Consider the following 15,704-nt stretch of genomic DNA (forward strand, 5'->3'; position numbering starts at 1 on the left):
CGCGCGAGCCGGGATAGGCTGCGAACCCTATGCGCGTCTCAAATCTGTCCTTCCGATATCGGCGGAAGGCTCCCTGGGTGCTCTCCAACGTGGATCTGGCCTTCGCGCGCGGAGATGTGACCGAGATCGTGGGACGCAACGGGGCGGGCAAGTCCACCCTCCTGCGGTTACTGGCCGGGCTGCTGCGTCCCGTTGACGGCACGATCGCCGATCGCCCGGACGTCGTCGGCTACGCCCCCGAGCGTTTCCCCGTGGACCAGCCGTTCACCGTGGCGGACTATCTGCGGCACATGGCGCGCATCCGCCGAACCGACCTCGGCGCGGTGGAGACGTGGGCCGAACGGCTCGGCATGGACCATCTCCTGGGCCATCGGCTGGCTGACCTGTCCAAGGGCAGCGCGCACAAGGTCGGGCTGGCCCAGGCGCTGCTCGGCGGGCCGGGGCTGCTCGTCCTCGACGAGCCGTTCGCCGGTCTGGACGCGGCGACCCGTGCGGAGCTCCCCCTGATCATCCGCGAGGTGGCGGAGCGCGGCGGCCTGGTGGTCGTCAGCGACCATCAGGGCGACCTGCGCGGCTTTCCCGGTCTGCGTCGCATCGAGGTGGGCGGGACCACGGCCCGCGAGGTCGCTCCCGAGGTCGCGGGGGCGGAGCCGGACGATCCGGCGGATTCCGGTCCCCCCGAGGCCGTGACGATCCTTGAGGTCGTCGTCACGCTCTCCCGGGCCCGCGAGCTGGCAGACCGCCTGCGCGGAGAGGGCCACACGGTACGGATCTCAGAGGCGGAGGTGGCGGAGTGATCGCCCTGACCCGGTTCCGGCTCGCCGCGTACGTACGCTCCCATCGAGCGTTCCAGCCGCTCATCGGCCTGCTGGTCCTCCTGGCGATCCTGTACGGGGCCCCGCTACCCCCCGGCACTGAGCTGGGAGCCATGGCCGACTCGGCCGCCATCCTGATCCCGGTCTTCGCCTGGGCGGCCCGCGGGCTCCTGGACAACGAGCCGGACGAACAGCGGATGATCGCCATCACGGCCGTCGGCCGCCGCGAGGCCGTCGTCGGGCTCGGCGCGGCGTGGATCTTCAATGCCGGGCTGGCGGCGATCTCGTTCGCCGTGCTCACCCTGCGCCTGTCCGCCCGGCCGGAGGTCGCCGCGGTGCTGGCGGGCGTCGGCCTGCACCTGCTCGCCATCCTGGTCGGCACCACGCTGGGCGCGCTGACGAGCCGCCCCATCCTCGGCTCGCCGGCGGCATCGACCCTGGCCCTGATCCTCGGCTATCTCACGGTGCTGCTGCTCAGCCTGTCCGGGCTGCCCTGGCTCACGGTCCCGCTCATGCTGTGGATGCGGGAGGCGCACCAGGGCGAGCTGCTCGCCCACTTCCCCGCCCTGGCCGCGTGGTCGCTGCTGTGGCCGCTGATCGGCCTCGCCGCGTACGCCAGGCTGCGCCGTACGCGGCCCTGACGGGCCTCGGGACCGGGGTCAGGCCTCGGGAGCGGCGGCGGCGAGCTGCCCGCAGGCGCCGTCGATCTCGCGTCCGCGGGTGTCGCGCACGGTGACCGCGACCCCGTGGAACTCCAGCCTGCGGACGAACGCGCGCTCGTCCTCGGGGCGGGAGGCCGTCCACTTCGAGCCCGGCGTCGGGTTCAGCGGGATGAGGTTGACGTGCACGAGCTTGCCCTTGAGTAGCCGGCCGAGCAGGTCGGCCCGCCACTCCTGGTCGTTGACGTCCTTGATCAGCGCATACTCGATGGACACCCGGCGCTTGGTCTTGGCGGCGTACTCCCAGGCCGCGCCGAGCACCTCGGCGACCTTCCATCTGGTGTTGATCGGCACCAGGGTGTCGCGCAGCTCGTCGTCGGGGGCATGCAGGGACACCGCGAGCGTGACGGGGAGTCCCTCGCCCGCCAGCTTCTCGATCGCCGGCACCAGGCCCACGGTCGAGACGGTGATGCCGCGCGCGGAGATGCCGAGCCCTTCCGGTGAGGGGTCGACGAACCGGCGGACCGCGCCGATGACGGCCTTGTAGTTCGCCATCGGCTCGCCCATGCCCATGAAGACGATGTTGCTCACCCGTCCGGGGCCGCCGGGCACCTCGCCCGCCGCGAGCTCGCGGGCTCCGGCGACGACCTGCTCGACGATCTCGGCGGTGGACATGTTCCGGGTGAGGCCCGCCTGCCCGGTGGCGCAGAACGGGCAGTTCATGCCGCATCCGGCCTGGGACGAGACGCACATCGTGGCGCGGTCGGGATAGCGCATGAGCACCGACTCGACCAGCGAGCCATCGAACAGCCGCCACAGCGTCTTGCGGGTGGTGCCCCCGTCACAGGTGATCTCGCGTACGGGGGTCAGCAGCGATGGCATGAGCTGGGACACCAGCCGCTCACGGACACCTCCCGGCAGGTCGGTCATCTGCTCGGGCGACGCGGTCAGCTTGGCGAAGTAGTGCCGGGAGAGCTGGTCGGCGCGGAACGGCTTCTCGCCCAGTTCGGCGACCGCGGCGCGGCGCTCGGCCATGGTCATGTCGGCCAGATGGCGCTGCGGCTTGGCGCGGCGCGGTGCCACGAGGGTGAGCTGGGCGGCGTTCCTGCTCTGCGGCTCGCTCACGCGGTCACTTCCGATCTCTCGTTCGTCTCGTCCGCCGGACCCCGGGCGACCCGCGGGGACCCCTCCGGGCGTACGGCACGGCGGCCCCGGCCAGGACGCCGGGCGACACCTCGGGATGCTCCCGTCAGGGAAGGGCCGCCTGCGGAACGGCCGTCGCCGGGCGTCCTCGTAGCTTACCTGCGGGGGTGACGCGGAACCGCCGGGCGGATCTCCGTCAGGCGGGGACGAACAGCTGCAGCAGCAGCCATATGGGGACCAGCGTGAAGAGCAGCGAGTCGAGCCGGTCCATCACGCCGCCATGACCGGGCAGCAACGTGCCCATGTCCTTGATGCCGAGGTCCCGCTTGATCACGGACTCGATCAGGTCGCCCAGGGTGGCGCAGACCACCGCCACCGCACCCAGCACCGCGCCCTGCCAGTACGCCCCGTCGATCAGGAAGTGGACGAGCAGCGCACCCACCACCACGCAGGCGATGGCGGAGCCGGCGAAGCCCTCCCAGGTCTTCTTCGGGCTGACGACCGGCGACATCTTGTGCTTGCCGAAGAGAATTCCCGCGAAATATCCCCCGATATCACTGCTGATCGTGACAGCGATGAAGATAATCACGCGGTGCGGGCCGTCCTCCGGGACGAGCAGCAGCGGGACGAACCCGGCCAGCAACGACGGATAGACGGCGACGAACACGCTGCCGGTGGCGTCGCGGACAAAGCCGTCGATGCCCTGGAACATGCGCCAGACCAGCAGCACCATCACGGTCACCGCGAAAGCGCCGACGAGGGACACCGGCCCGCCCCAGTACGCGCCGCCCAGCATGGCGACCGTACCGGCGAGCAGCGGGATGAGCGGAACGCGCACGTCGCGGACGGCGAGCGTCCGGACCAGCTCGTGAACGCCCAGCCCCACGGCCGCCGCGAGCACGACGAGGAAGACCACCTTGACGACGTACAGCGAGCCGATGACCAGCGCGCCGAGCGCCAGGCCGACCGCGACCGCGACCGGCAGGTTGCGCCCGGTGCGGCCGCCGCCCGGTGCGGGCGCGGATCCGTTGGGCGAGCCGCCGGGTGACCCGTTCCGCGGCGTGTTCCGACCGTCGCTGGAGGAGGCGCTCATGTCCTCGGCCGATCCTCGGTCGCCAGCAGCCGTTCCATCCAACGCGTTCTACTCCCTATACACGTGATCCCTGTGCCGCGCTGTTCGCGGGAACAGCACGGCACAAGGATCACGGCTGTGCCCAGGCGATGCCTAGACTTCCAGCAGTTCGGCTTCCTTGTGCTTCAGCAGCTCGTCGATCTTGGCGACGTGCTTCTGGGTCAGGTCGTCGAGCTCCTTCACCGCGCGGTGGACCTCGTCCTCACCGGCCTCGCCGTCCTTGACCAGCTTGTCGAGGACTTCCTTGGCGTGGCGGCGGATGTTCCGCACGGAGACCCTGCTGTTCTCGGCCTTGTTCCGGGCGACCTTGATGTACTCCTTGCGGCGGTCCTCCGACAGCTCGGGGAACACCACGCGGATCACGGCGCCGTCGTTGCCGGGGTTGACACCGAGGTCGCTGTCCCTGATGGCCTTCTCGATCGAGGTCATCGCGCCCTTGTCGTAGGGCTGGATGAGGACCATGCGGGCCTCGGGAACGTGGAACGACGCGAGCTGCTGGATCGGGGTCGGCGATCCGTAGTAGTCCACGTTGATCTTGTTGAACATCGAGGGCGCGACACGGCCGGTGCGGATGCCCGCGAAGTCTTCCTTGGCGACCGTTACCGCCTTGTCCATCTTCTCCTCGGCCTCGAGGAGGGTTTCGTCGATCACAGCGGCTCCCTATTTCCCTGCCGGACTCACCAGCGTGCCGATCTTCTCACCGCGGACCGCCCGCAGGATGTTCCCGTCGCCCATCAGGTCGAAGACCACGATGGGCAGGCCGTTGTCCATGCACAGGCTGATCGCGGTGGCGTCCATGACTCCGAGCCCCCGCGTCAGCACCTCACCGTATTCGAGCTGGTCGAACCGGACGGCGTCGGGGTTCTTGCGCGGGTCGGAGTCGTACACTCCGTCAACCTGGGTGCCCTTGAGCAGCGCCTCGGCGCCGACCTCCAGGGCGCGCTGCGCGGCGCAGGTGTCCGTGGAGAAGAACGGGGACCCGAGTCCGGCGCCGAAGATGACCACTCGGCCCTTCTCAAGGTGCCGGATCGCGCGGCGCGGCAGGAACGGCTCGGCGACCTGCTGCATCGTGATCGCCGTCTGCACGCGGGTGTCGATGCCGCGCTTCTCCAGGAAGTCCTGCAGAGCGAGACAGTTGATCACGGTGCCGAGCATGCCCATGTAGTCGGCCCGGCCGCGGTCGATGCCGCGCTCCGACAGGGCCGCGCCCCGGAACATGTTGCCCCCGCCGACGACCACCGCGACCTGGACGCCCTCGCGGACGGCCTCGGCGATGGAGTCGGCGAGCTGGGCGACCACGGTCGGATCGATTCCGAGAGACTCGCTTCCGGCGAACGCCTCACCTGACAGCTTCAGCATCACCCGCTTCCAGCGCAACGGGCCGTGCTGCGACGAAGCCGCCGGCGTAGCGGGTTGGGTGTTCTCCTGCACGACGGCGGCCTCCTCGATGGTTCTGCGGGTCAATTAGCTCCTGGCTTTTCTGGGTCTTGTCCCTAGCCTAAGCCTGGCCGACCTTGTAGCGGGTGAAGGCCAGGACCTTCACGCCCGCCTCATCGGCGTACTTGCCCACGCTCTTCTTGTTGTCCTTCACGAACGCCTGCTGCAGCAGGGTGAAGTCCTTGTACCAGCCGTTGACCCGGCCATCGACGATCTTGGCGATGGCGGCCTCGGGCTTGCCCTCCTCGCGGGTCATCTCCTCGAAGAGCGCGCGCTCCTTGGCGATGACGTCGGCCGGAACCTCGTCCGGGCTGAGGAACTTGGGAGCCATCGCGGCAGCGTGCTGGGCGATGTCCTTGGCCACGTCCGCGTTCGGGGCGTCGAGCTGGACGAGCACGCCAACCGCCGGCGGGAGCTGCGGGTCGGTCCTGTGCATGTAGGCGCCGACGTAGCCGCCATCCAGCACCGAGAAGCGACGGATCTCGATCTTCTCGCCGAGCGCGGCGTTGGCCTCGTCGAGCAGCTCCTTGACGCTCTTGCCGTTCAGCTCCGACTCGAGCAGGGTCGGGACGTCGCTCGGCCGGGTGGCGAGGATGTGCGCGACGACGTCGGCGGCGAGCTCCTGGAAGCGCTCGCCCTTGGCCACGAAGTCGGTCTCGCAGTTGAGCTCAAGCAGAGCGGCGGCGGAGTCGCCCTCCTGCTTGAGGGCGACGAGCCCGTTGGAGGCGGTGCGGGCCTCGCGCTTGCCGACATCCTTGGCGCCCTTGAGGCGCAGGATCTCGACGGCGCGATCGAAGTCGCCCTCGGACTCCTCGAGCGCCTTCTTGCAGTCCATCATGCCGGCGGCGGTCAGCTCGCGAAGCCGCTTGACGTCGGCCATGTTCACGGAAGCCATGTTTTTTCCTCTTCGGAACCCTGATGGGAAGTCGTTCCTGATCCCAGAGTCGGCGTGAGATCAGTTGTCTCGTGGACGGGGTGGGCGCGTCCGTCGGACACGCCCACCCTGTGGAGCCTTCGGCGCCGTACGGCGGGGCCGTACCGAGCCGGAACTAGGCCTGCTGCTCGCCCTCGGCCGGGGTCTCGACGGCCGGAGCCTCAGCGGCGGCCTCGGCCGGAGCCTCAGCGGCCGGAGCCTCGGCGGCCGGAGCCTCGGCGGCGGCCTCGGCCGGAGCCTCGGCGGTCTCACCGGAGCCGGCGAGGAGCTCGCGCTCCCACTCGGCCAGCGGCTCGGCGGCGGCGACGCCCGCCGGCTTCTCGTCACCGCGGCCGGCGCCGGCGCGGGTCATGAGGCCGTCGGCGACCGCGTCGGCGATGACGCGGGTGAGGAGGCTGACGGCGCGGATGGCGTCGTCGTTACCCGGGATCGGGTAGTCGACCTCGTCGGGGTCGCAGTTGGTGTCCAGGATCGCAACGACCGGGATGCCAAGCTTCTTGGCCTCGCTGATCGCGATGTGCTCCTTCTTGGTGTCCACGATCCAGATGGCGCTGGGGACGCGGGCCATGTCCCGGATACCGCCGAGCGTGCGCTCCAGCTTCTCCTTCTCACGACGGCGCATCAGGAGCTCCTTCTTGGTGAGCCCCGAGCTGGCCACGTTGTCGAAGTCGAGCTCCTCGAGCTCCTTCAGACGCTGCAGCCTCTTGTGCACGGTGGAGAAGTTGGTGAGCATGCCGCCGAGCCAGCGCTGGTTCACGTACGGCATGCCGACGCGCGAGGCCTGCTCGGCGATGGACTCCTGAGCCTGCTTCTTCGTGCCGATGAACATGATGGAGCCGCCGTGCGCGACGGTCTCCTTCACGAAGTCGTACGCCCGGTCGATGAACGAGAGCGACTTCTGCAGGTCGATGATGTAGATGCCGTTGCGCTCGGTGAAGATGAAGCGCTTCATCTTCGGGTTCCACCGACGGGTCTGGTGGCCGAAGTGAACGCCGCTCTCGAGCAGCTGTCGCATAGTTACGACAGGAGCCATGGTGATGGTCCTCCAGAACTCGGTTCCGTGCGGGAGCCCAACTGCCCCCGCCCTGACGCCCTGAGTCGTTCCAGCCGGAAGAACCGGACCGATGGGACAACTCATGAATGGGCGTGCGTATTCGGCCCGCATGCCGCAGGCCGTCGAACAGTCTACCTGGATCCGTCCCTTCGGATGACCGGGGACTTGACCGTCCCGAACACCGCCACCCTGGGCGATCGCGAGCGAATCGCCCCTCGCGCGACCGGCTCTGCGACAGGGGCGCGGGCGCCCGCTCCCGCGTGTCAGGAGGGCTCCTGACCCTCCTCGCCACCGGGGGGCGGGGCGGCCTGCGGCGGCTGTCTTCGGGGCGCTCGGGGGAAGATCCGGAGGTGGAGTTCCGCCAGCCGGGCGCCGGTCGGCGCGTCCTCGGCGGGACGCTCGGTCACGCGGTAGGGCTCGATCACCGCGGTGATCCGCTCCGCGATCTCCCGCAGCTCCTCGGCGTCCACCCGCAGCACCGTGTGGGTGAGCCAGGCGGAGTTCCTCCACTCCAGGGACTCACGGTCCGAATGGGCGAAGTAGTCGCCGAGCCGCCGGTCCGCCTCCGCCAGGATCGTGTCGACCACGGCGTTCTGCGCGTCGACGAGATCGGGTGCCTCGTCCTCCGACCACTGGAATCCCCAGCCGCGCTGGAGCGCCCGCCAGACGCGCTCTCTGCCGTCCCCCCGCGGAGGCGCGTCCGCGACCAACCCGTGCTTGGCCAGTTGCCGCAGGTGATAGCTACAGGCACTCGGGGAAAGCCCGGCGACCTCCGCGCACTCGGTCGCGGTGGCGGGCCCCTCCGTCTGGAGCCGGCTCAGGATGGCCAGCCGCGCGGGATGCGCCAGCGCGCGCAACACGCGGGCGTCGGTGACCTGCCGGGACCACTCCGGCCATGAACTCGCCATGCCTTCGAACCTACCGCCCCGGATGATATGAAGTATTGCTTTCACAACTATGAAGTATTACCTTCATAGTTGTGACGACTCCCCTGATCCCCCTCCGCCGTCAACGGGACTACCGGCTCCTCTGGTCCGCCCGCGCCATTTCCGAGACCGGCAGCGAGGTCGCCAGGCTGGCCGTGCCGCTCACGGCCGCGGTGACGCTGGACGCGTCCCCGATCGAGATGGGCGTACTCACGGCCGCCTCGACGTTCCCGTTCCTGCTGGTCGGCCTGCCGTCCGGCGCGATGGCGGATCGCGTGGCCCGCCGCAGGCCCGTGATGGTCGCCTGCGAGCTGATCTCCGGCCTCGCGGCGCTGTCGGTGCCGCTCGCCTGGCTCGCCGGGCTGCTGAGCGTCCCCTGGCTGATCGCCGTCGCGTTCACGATCGGCATGTGCACGGTGGTGTTCCGCACCTTCAACACACCGCACCTCGCCACCGTGGTCGCCGAGCCGCAGCGGACCGCGGCCATCGCGGGATTCCAGTCGGTCTTCTCCGTCGCCCAGATGGGCGGGCCCGGTCTGGCGGGCATGCTGGTCGCCCTGCTCACCGCACCCATCGCGGTCGTGGTCAACGCGGTCACGTTCCTGGTGTCCGCCGTCTGCCTGCGGGCCATCCGGACCCCCGAGAACGGCGCCGCGACCGAGAAGCGCGGGCTGGCCCGGGAGATCGGCGAGGGCCTGCGCGTCCTGGTGAACCACCCCGTCCTGCGCGCGCTCTGCGTCACCGGAATGATCGTGAACGTGCTCGGCGCGGCCCAGATGGCGCTCTTCATCCTCTTCGCGGTGAACATCCTCGGACTGCCCGCGCCTCTGGTGGGCGTCGCGGCGATCGGCTTCGGCGTCGGCGGCCTGATCGGCGCCATGCTCGCACCCCGGCTGACCGCCAGGTTCGGCGAGAACAAGGTGCTCCTCGGCTCCGTGCTCTTCTTCCCTCTCGGGTTCGCCGCGACGGCGGGGGCCGGCGGCCCGCTCTGGCTCGCCATCTGCCAGATCGCCGGAGCCGAGGTGATCACCGGTGTGGCCGTCGTGGCCTACAGCGTGTGCTCCGGCTCGGTCACCATGCGGGAGGCGCCCGACGGGCTGCTCGGCCGGGTCAACGCCACGACGAACTTCGCCACCCAGGGAGTGATGGCCCTCGGCGGCATTCTCGGAGGCGTGCTCGGTGAGCTGCTCGGCCTGCGTCCCGCGCTCTGGATCTGCGCGGCCGGATCGCTGCTCTGCATCGTCAGCCTGTGGCTGTCGCCCATTCGGCGGGGTGCTCGCCGGGCCGCGGCGGAGGACTCGCCCAGTACGGCTCCGCACCGTCAATCCGACCCGGAGGCCGCACGTACGTGAGCCGGCCGAACGCGCTGTCCACGCTCTCCAGGAGATCGCCCACCCCGAGCCCCCGGTTCGCCGCCGGCGGACTCGGCGCGGTCGGTCCTGCCGAGTCCGTCCAGCCACCGCGCGGTCCGGGCGAGAGACAGCTCCACCCGCCAGGAACCCCCCTCGTCTCCACGGCGGAGCAACCCGGCCACGGCGCCGAAGGCGGCCAGGTACCCGGTGGCGTGGTCGAGCGCCTGGCACGGCAGAGAAGAGGGGCGGGTCCCGTCACCACCCTCGTGGGCGATGCCGGACGCCATCTGAACCAGGCTGTCGAACCCCCTGCGCCGCCCCCACGGGCCGCGCGAGCCGTACGCGGAGAGCTCGACGCACACCACGCCCGGCCGCAGCCCGGCGAGCCCCTCCGGCCCGAACCCCCGCTCGGCCAGCGATCCGGGACGGTACGCCTGGATGACCACGTCGGCCTGCCGTACCAGCTCGCGCAGCGTGTCCGCCTCGGCCCGCAGATCGATGTGGCAGGACCGCTTCCCGAACGCGGTCTCCACCACCAGCCCGGGCACCTCGGGCAGGTGCACGGCCCCGACGCGGAGCACCTCCGCGCCGTGCGCCGCCAGGATCCGCGCCGCGACCGGACCCGCGATCACCCTGCTCAGGTCGAGCACCCGCACTCCGTCCAGGGGCCGGCCGCCCGCGCGTGCTGTCCCGACCGGAGACGGCCCCGCGGAATCGAGGCGCGAGAGCGCCACCAGCGGCGTACCGGCCACCGTTTCGGCCTGCGGGTGGGCCAGCCACTCCTTCCGGCTGCGCATGGCGGCCGCGCACCCGCCCTCGCGGATCACCGCGTCCTCGATCTCCACGCTCGTCCGGCTCTCGCAGGCCCGGGAGACCGCGTCCCGGTCGGCGTCAGGCGGGAGTCCCAGCGCCCGGAGCACGGCCTCCCGATGGTGGTCGAAGTTGCAGTGCAGCCGGACCCAGCCGCCGGACGTCCGGTAGTCGCCCGACAGGGGCGCCCACAGGCCGATCTTCTCGCCGTCGATCCGGAAGCACCGCTCGCTCACGAACGCGGCGACGGCGTGCCGCACGTCGACGCTCACCTCCGGCGGTGTCCGTTCCGGCGCCTCGTGCCGCGTGCCGTACCGCGCCACCGCGGCGGTGACCGCCCCCACGCTCACGGCGGCGGCCGTGGCGACGCGGAACACCGACGGCAGGCGGGGCTCCACCCCCGTGATCCGTACATCGGGAAGGTCGACACCGACCTCCTCGCCGAGGCTTTCGATCAGCTTTTCCGTCATCTGACCCCCTCCTGGCCGTCCATGACAGTTTCCTCCCTGCTTCCTCCCGACCCGAGGCCGTCGTCGTCGCCCGCCGAGCGGCACGTGGGAGGATTTACCGCGCGTGGTGACCATTCCTGACGGAGGACGAGCGTTCATGCGCGACGAGAAGATCAGCGACTTCCTGGCCCGGCTCGCCGACCGCGTACCGGCTCCCGGCGGCGGGGCGGTCGCCGCCCTGCACGCCGCGCACGCCGCCGCCCTGCTGGGGATGGTGGCCCGCTACAGCACAGGTGAGAAGTACGCCGGCCACCGGGCGACCGTTGAACGCGTCATCGCCGAGACGGACAGCCTGCGGAACGCGGCGCTGCGGCTCTCCGGGGAGGACGCGGCCGCGTTCACCGCCGTCACCCACGCGTACAAGCTGCCCAGGGACACCGACGAGGCGAAAGCCGCCAGGTCCGCCGCCATCGCGGCGGCCCTGATCGAAGCGGGCAGGCCGCCGGCCGAGGTGATCGGCGTCGCCCGGACGATCGTCGAGCTGGCCGAGGAGCTGCTCCCGATCGGCAACCGCAACGTCATCACCGACATCGCCGCCGCCGCGGAGGCGGCGCGGGCGGCGGCGGCCACCGCCCGGGTGAACGTCGAGATCAACCTCAGCGGCATCAAGGACGAGACGGCGCGGGCGGAGCTGGTGGCCCAGGCCGCCACAGTCGACGACATCGCCCTTCGCGCCGACCGGGTGACCGCCGCCGTGCGCGAGGAGATCGCGAAGTGACCGCCGCCGTCCTCTCCGGCAGGGAACTCGCCGCCGTGATCAAGTCCGAGACGGCGGCCGAGGCCGCGCGACTGAGCGCCGCCGGGACCGCGCCGACGCTCGCCGTCGTCGTCGCCACCGCCGACGAGTCCAGCGCCTGGTACGTCCGTTCGATCGCGCGTGCCACCGAGCAGGTGGGCATCGCCTGCGACGTCGTGGACCTCGGCCAGGAGGCGACCGGCCCGGAGATCCGCCGTACGCTCGACGCCCTCAGCGCCGACGATCGCGTCCACGGCATCATCCTGCAGACCCCCTTGCCGCCGGGAGTCGACGCCCAGGAGATGGCACTCGCGATCCGCTTCGACAAGGACGTGGACGGCGCCAACCCCCTCTCCCTGGGGCGGCTGGCCGCCGGTCTGTCCGCGTTCGCCCCGGCGACGGCCGAAGCCGTCGTACGGATCCTGGAGCATCACGGGGTCGACCTGGCCGGCCGGCACGTGGCTGTGGTGGGCCGCTCCACCGTGGTGGGCAAACCCGCCGCCCATCTGCTACTGGACCGGAACGCCACGGTGACCGTGTGCCATTCGCATACGAGGGATCTCGCGGCGGTCACCTCCGCGGCCGACGTGGTGGTAGCCGCGGCCGGCCGGATCGGGCTGATCACGGCCGACCACGTCGCGCCGGGCGCCGTGGTCGTCGACGTGGGCACCAACCCCACCGAGGACGGCGGGCTGGTCGGGGACGTGGACGCCGCCTCCGTCGGCGGGAAGGCCAGGGCGCTGACACCGGTGCCGGGCGGTGTGGGGCCGGTGACGACCGCTCTCCTGCTGGCGCACACCGTCCAGGCCGCGAGCGCCCTGCGACGGGCTTGACGCGTTCCCCGGACGGGCCGTTGTCCACTCGACGAGCCGTTGTCCACAGGCCGAGGAGTTTCCACAGATCGGCCTAGCCGCCCTCGGCGCCCGGCCCGGATGAGCGAACGTCTGGGACCGGAGGTGGTCCCATGGCGGCCAAAGACGAGCTGGGCAGGCAGGGCGAAGAGCTCGCCGCGGAGTTTCTGAGATCCAGGGGCTTGTCCGTCCTCGCCCGCAACTGGCGGTGCAAGGCCGGCGAGATCGACATCGTGGCGCGGGACGGCCGCGCGCTGGTCGTCGTCGAGGTCAAGACTCGCTCAGGGCGCAGCCACGGCACGGCCTATGAAGCGATCGGCCAGGCGAAACTCCGCCGCCTGCGGGCACTCGCCGCCCGCTGGCTGGCCGAGCAGGACGAGCGTTTCGAATCCGTACGGGTTGACGTGATCGCCCTGGAGCGGTTCGCCGGCGACTTCGCCATCCGGCACGAGCGCGGGGTGGTCTGACATGGCCGTGGCACGCACCCGGTGCGTCACACTGATCGGCGTCACCGGGCACACGGTCGATGCCGATGGTTCTAAACCGTTGTGTCGGTGGGTGCTGCGAGCATGACGGGATGATCGCGACTCCTGACGACTACTCCTGGTTCTCCCGCGAGCGCTTCCCCGAGCTGGCGGATGCCTACTGCTTCACCTACGTCCGCGGCCTGACGCCTGAGCAACTGGTGACCCGGCTTGGCGTCCGGGTTGAAGACTGCTCTCGCATGACGCTTGATGAGCTGACGAAGACCGCCTACTCCAGCTACGACGGGAAGAACATGTTCTTCGGTGCCGTCGCCGTCGGCGACTGGGTGCTCCTCGTCGAGGCTCTCGGCGGGCTCGGCATCACCGAAGAGATCATCATGCCGCTGTCAGCGGGCACCCGCCTCGTCTCCCACTTCTACCTCGAGGTCAAAGCGATCGACTACTTCTACTGGATCGAAGACGGAAAGATCCGGTTCGAGTTTGCGCACGAGGAAGGCTACTCCCACTGGATCGAGGACGGAGAGATCCAGCTCTTGTTCCCGCACCAGGAAGGCTACTCAGAGGAGATGCCGGACGAACTCGCAGAGACCATGGAGCGGATCGGCTCCCCCATCTACCCGATCGCCGAGCCCCACGAAGGGCCGTCGTTCCTCCTGGCCGAGCGCCTCACCGGGATCACGGTGACGCCGCAGTTGCTGGAGGAGTCCACTTACCTGTGCGGAGTCGTTCCCGAACCGAGGTGAGCAGAACCCACCGCCCGTGACCCCGTGGGTTGGCCGCGGCCGGTGGATCACTCCGCCGCAAGCTTCTACGGGCTCCACGGGGCACCGTTCTCCACCAGCCTGCCGTCGTCAGCCGTACCAGGCCATCAGGATGAAAGGCCTCATTGGACAGGGATGGCGCGGTTCCGACCGGCGGGGCAAGATCCGGAGAGGCGTTGATGATTACGCGAGGGGCAGGTGTATCCATGTCCAGGATTCGTCTGCGGACCGTTGGGCTGGCCGTGGCCGGTGCGCTGACCTTGAGTGCCTGCCAGCCCCGGTTTGAAGAGCAGTTCCATATCGTCAACAACACTCAGGAGACTGTGACGGTGAGGTGGAAATCAAACGAGCAGAGTTTCGCGACGCTTAGCCCTGGACAGGGGGCACCCTTCGGGTTCGCCGACAGCAGATGTGATGGAGAGGATGGCGCCCTTCTGGTCGCCACCGGCGAGAGCGGCAAGACCTATACGTATGGGCCGCGGATCTGCAAGGGGGAGTCCTGGCGAATAGGAGGGTAGTCGCCGGATCACCTGTCTGCCTTCGACGCCGGGCTTGACCTGGTGGAGTCGGGCTGCTGTAGCCGGGGGCGTGCTCCCGTCAACGCCTCGGCCAGAACGGGCGTCTACTGAACGACATCCTCCGACTGCTTGGAGTCACCGATGCGGCGCCGTGTCCTCCCTCTCCTCGCCCTGGCCGTCGCGGCGGGCTGCTCGTCGGCTCCACCGAAACCCGCGGACATCTCCATCTCGGGCACCCTGTCGGTGCATGGCGGCCAGTCGTGGAACAACATCGAGGGCGAGGAATGCTCGATGTTCGAGGCCGGATACAGCGATATCCGACAGGGCGCGCAGGTCGTTGTCACGGATGCGACCGGGAAGACGCTCGCCCTCGGCACTCTCGGCGCAGGGAAACGGCACCTCCCAGAGGGTGCCGCTCCGGTCGCGCGACGGTGCGCCTTCCCCTTCACGGTCCAGGCCCCAGGGGGCCAGGACTTCTACGGCATCGAGGTCTCCCACCGCGGCCGTCTCCAGTACACGGCGGAACAGGTTCGGGAACCGCTGGAACTGACGCTCGGGGACTGAGCTACTCCGAGATGCGGACCTCGGCAGCGTCGGCCGGCCACGCTTCGGCCTCTCCCCCAGCCTTCTCCGCCACGAGCATGTAGGCGCATCCCTCGGACAGGTCGAACCGTGCCCGTTCCGCATCGGTCGCCGGGCGGGCGAAGACTCTCATGCCGGGCTCGCCGGTGACGGTCGTGGTTCCGGCGCGGACGAAGGTTCCGCGGCCGGGGACGGTGTGGACCAGCCCGAGTTCGGTCAGGTGGCGGATCGCCCTCCGGATGGTGTCCCGGGCCGCGCCGAACTCCTGCTGGAGATGCTGCTCGGATGGCAGCACGCGGCCGGGCTGAAGCTCGCCACGGTCGATCCGCTCGCGTAGTGCGCGAGCCACCTGCTTGTACACGGGCACTGCGGACTCCGGATCGATCACTGCCATACGTCGGACCGTACGAGGGTACCTGAGTGCCCCAACTTTGATCTCTGGAGACATGGTCAGATACATACAGGTATATAGACAGGTACCAACTGAGGGCCGTACCGTGCAGGCATGACCCTGACTGACCTTGTGGAGCGGTACGGCTCCGACTGGGTGATCCGTGACGTCCCATCGCCGTCCGCGACCCGGAAGCGGCAGCTCGATGACTCGGAGCGCAAGGCTTGCCGCGACCTGACGATGAACCTGTGGGCGGCCGACGCCGACGATCTCGGCGAGCAGCTCGCCGAGCAGGAATGGCTGTTGGAGACGATCCGCACGTGAGCTTCATGGGCTACGCGGATCACGGTCCACACGTCGCCCAGGCCCTCGCCACCCGCGAGGAGATCAAGTGGCATAAAGAGGCCGCTCCGGGCCCGCGATGCCGGGCGCTCCGCTGGACCTGTCGGTGCCGAGCACCGCGCTACTTCCTGTTCACGGGCGGAGGCCGGCTCTTCATCGGTCGCCAAGACGCCCGGGGGTGGTTCGAGACCACCCGCCTGCCGCATCAGCAGGCCGAGGAACTGTGGATGCGGCTTCTCACCGGCGAAGCCCGGTAGCCACTCCCCC

19 protein-coding genes are annotated in these 15,704 nt (G+C 69.9%); 10 read left to right on the plus strand and 9 right to left on the minus strand.

From position 1 onward, the window contains the following. The first annotated feature begins 77 nt into the window (after positions 1-77). The gene (locus tag ACQP1V_RS36050; RefSeq protein WP_433414956.1) at positions 78-797 is read left to right on the plus strand and encodes an ABC transporter ATP-binding protein; all 720 of its coding nucleotides are present in this window, start codon (positions 78-80) and stop codon (positions 795-797) included. Then, positions 794-1,456: a hypothetical protein gene (locus ACQP1V_RS36055; protein WP_433414958.1), complete on the plus strand. Its 663-nt coding sequence runs from the start codon at positions 794-796 to the stop codon at positions 1,454-1,456. Before ACQP1V_RS36050 ends, ACQP1V_RS36055 begins: the two co-directional genes overlap by 4 nt. A gap of 18 nt (positions 1,457-1,474) precedes the next feature. On the opposite strand, the gene rlmN is transcribed toward ACQP1V_RS36055, so the two are convergent. From rlmN to ACQP1V_RS36090, 7 genes are all read right to left on the minus strand, one after another. Beyond that, positions 1,475-2,599, minus strand: a complete 1,125-nt coding sequence (rlmN, locus tag ACQP1V_RS36060; RefSeq protein ID WP_067124628.1) for a 23S rRNA (adenine(2503)-C(2))-methyltransferase RlmN — start codon at positions 2,597-2,599, stop codon at positions 1,475-1,477. A 214-nt stretch (positions 2,600-2,813) separates the two neighbouring features. Next, on the minus strand, positions 2,814-3,710 hold the full coding sequence (locus ACQP1V_RS36065; protein ID WP_433414961.1) for a phosphatidate cytidylyltransferase: 897 nt from the start codon (positions 3,708-3,710) through the stop codon (positions 2,814-2,816). A 132-nt stretch (positions 3,711-3,842) separates the two neighbouring features. Beyond that, the gene (gene frr / locus ACQP1V_RS36070) at positions 3,843-4,400 is read right to left on the minus strand and encodes a ribosome recycling factor (protein WP_067124630.1); all 558 of its coding nucleotides are present in this window, start codon (positions 4,398-4,400) and stop codon (positions 3,843-3,845) included. 9 nt (positions 4,401-4,409) lie between these two features. Then, positions 4,410-5,108, minus strand: a complete 699-nt coding sequence (gene pyrH / locus ACQP1V_RS36075; RefSeq protein WP_433426069.1) for a UMP kinase — start codon at positions 5,106-5,108, stop codon at positions 4,410-4,412. A 139-nt stretch (positions 5,109-5,247) separates the two neighbouring features. Beyond that, positions 5,248-6,081, minus strand: coding sequence for a translation elongation factor Ts (tsf, locus tag ACQP1V_RS36080; protein WP_387411448.1), 834 nt, complete (start codon positions 6,079-6,081; stop codon positions 5,248-5,250). 154 nt (positions 6,082-6,235) lie between these two features. Next, a complete protein-coding gene (rpsB, locus tag ACQP1V_RS36085; RefSeq protein WP_433414963.1) occupies positions 6,236-7,153 on the minus strand; it encodes a 30S ribosomal protein S2 in 918 nt (305 codons plus the stop codon). Positions 7,154-7,437: 284 nt separating this feature from the next. Then, positions 7,438-8,082: an ArsR/SmtB family transcription factor gene (locus ACQP1V_RS36090; protein ID WP_433414965.1), complete on the minus strand. Its 645-nt coding sequence runs from the start codon at positions 8,080-8,082 to the stop codon at positions 7,438-7,440. Positions 8,083-8,153: 71 nt separating this feature from the next. On the opposite strand from ACQP1V_RS36090, the gene ACQP1V_RS36095 reads away from it, so the two are divergent. Continuing rightward, the gene (locus tag ACQP1V_RS36095) at positions 8,154-9,452 is read left to right on the plus strand and encodes an MFS transporter (protein WP_433414967.1); all 1,299 of its coding nucleotides are present in this window, start codon (positions 8,154-8,156) and stop codon (positions 9,450-9,452) included. Here ACQP1V_RS36095 and ACQP1V_RS36100 read toward each other — a convergent pair. Continuing rightward, the gene (locus ACQP1V_RS36100) at positions 9,422-10,732 is read right to left on the minus strand and encodes a CoA transferase (RefSeq protein WP_433414969.1); all 1,311 of its coding nucleotides are present in this window, start codon (positions 10,730-10,732) and stop codon (positions 9,422-9,424) included. The two genes, ACQP1V_RS36095 and ACQP1V_RS36100, sit on opposite strands and share 31 nt — an antisense overlap. 136 nt (positions 10,733-10,868) lie before the next feature. On the opposite strand from ACQP1V_RS36100, the gene ACQP1V_RS36105 reads away from it, so the two are divergent. The 5 genes from ACQP1V_RS36105 to ACQP1V_RS36125 all read left to right on the plus strand — a co-directional run bounded on the left by ACQP1V_RS36105 (position 10,869) and on the right by ACQP1V_RS36125 (position 14,686). Then, complete coding sequence (locus ACQP1V_RS36105; RefSeq protein ID WP_433414971.1) at positions 10,869-11,489, plus strand: cyclodeaminase/cyclohydrolase family protein; 621 nt, start codon at positions 10,869-10,871, stop codon at positions 11,487-11,489. Continuing rightward, entirely contained in the window at positions 11,486-12,340 is an 855-nt protein-coding gene (locus ACQP1V_RS36110) for a bifunctional 5,10-methylenetetrahydrofolate dehydrogenase/5,10-methenyltetrahydrofolate cyclohydrolase (protein WP_433414973.1), read from the plus strand. Before ACQP1V_RS36105 ends, ACQP1V_RS36110 begins: the two co-directional genes overlap by 4 nt. 131 nt (positions 12,341-12,471) lie before the next feature. Further along, on the plus strand, positions 12,472-12,825 hold the full coding sequence (locus ACQP1V_RS36115) for a YraN family protein (protein WP_387411460.1): 354 nt from the start codon (positions 12,472-12,474) through the stop codon (positions 12,823-12,825). Between the two features lie 110 nt (positions 12,826-12,935). Then, a complete protein-coding gene (locus ACQP1V_RS36120) occupies positions 12,936-13,586 on the plus strand; it encodes a DUF6461 domain-containing protein (RefSeq protein ID WP_433414976.1) in 651 nt (216 codons plus the stop codon). Positions 13,587-14,263: 677 nt separating this feature from the next. Further along, positions 14,264-14,686 carry a hypothetical protein gene (locus ACQP1V_RS36125; protein ID WP_433414978.1) on the plus strand — a complete coding sequence of 141 codons (423 nt, stop codon included), beginning with the start codon at positions 14,264-14,266 and terminating at the stop codon, positions 14,684-14,686. A gap of 1 nt (position 14,687) precedes the next feature. On the opposite strand, the gene ACQP1V_RS36130 is transcribed toward ACQP1V_RS36125, so the two are convergent. Then, complete coding sequence (locus ACQP1V_RS36130; protein WP_433414980.1) at positions 14,688-15,098, minus strand: GntR family transcriptional regulator; 411 nt, start codon at positions 15,096-15,098, stop codon at positions 14,688-14,690. Between the two features lie 111 nt (positions 15,099-15,209). On the opposite strand from ACQP1V_RS36130, the gene ACQP1V_RS36135 reads away from it, so the two are divergent. Both ACQP1V_RS36135 and ACQP1V_RS36140 read left to right on the plus strand, forming a co-directional pair. Beyond that, entirely contained in the window at positions 15,210-15,419 is a 210-nt protein-coding gene (locus ACQP1V_RS36135) for a hypothetical protein (RefSeq protein ID WP_433414982.1), read from the plus strand. After that, entirely contained in the window at positions 15,416-15,694 is a 279-nt protein-coding gene (locus ACQP1V_RS36140; protein WP_433414984.1) for a hypothetical protein, read from the plus strand. The genes ACQP1V_RS36135 and ACQP1V_RS36140 overlap by 4 nt, the downstream gene beginning before the upstream one ends. The last annotated feature ends 10 nt before the right edge of the window (positions 15,695-15,704 follow it).

The organism is Microtetraspora malaysiensis (assembly GCF_050947145.1).
GTDB classification, from domain to species: Bacteria; Actinomycetota; Actinomycetes; order Streptosporangiales; family Streptosporangiaceae; genus Microtetraspora_A; species Microtetraspora_A malaysiensis.